This is a genomic window from Dietzia massiliensis (genome assembly GCF_018390595.1).
GTDB lineage: Bacteria > Actinomycetota > Actinomycetes > Mycobacteriales > Mycobacteriaceae > Dietzia > Dietzia massiliensis.
Genome location: NZ_JAHBAV010000225.1, coordinates 1 through 427, shown reverse-complemented (window position 1 = coordinate 427; position 427 = coordinate 1). Strand labels below are relative to the sequence as shown.

The 427-nt window shown below is 66.7% G+C and carries 1 protein-coding gene; it reads left to right on the top strand.

Features of this window, described 5'->3' with window-relative positions; genetic code table 11:
* Positions 1-427: hypothetical protein (locus KHA85_RS20360; RefSeq protein ID WP_498039906.1), on the top strand; the 427-nt coding region annotated here is incomplete at both ends.

The window sequence follows — 427 nt, the reverse complement described above, 5'->3', positions numbered from 1 at the left end:
GGGCAACGCGCTGCCGATCGCCTTCGACACGCTGACCCTCAACGCCGGCCTGAACAACGGTCGCGCGCTGGCCGACTGGCGGATCAAGCTGACCAACAACGGCCAGTTCGACGGCCATATCCAGGTGGCGGATCCGCAGGTGCGGCGCACCATCAGCGGCCACGTCAATATCACCCACATCTCACTGGCGCTGATCAACCCGGCGCTGATGAAGGGCGAAAGCGCGGCGGGCATGCTGAACGCCAACCTGCGCCTGGGCGGCAGCGCGCAGAAGCCGCTGGTGTTCGGGCGCCTGGCGTTGGATCGGGCGAAGGTGCAGGGGCACTGGATGCCGTTCGATATGACCGACGCGCGGCTGGCGGTGAATTTCAACGGCATGACCTCGACGCTGGAAGGGCTGCTCCGCACCACGCGCGGCCAGCCTAAT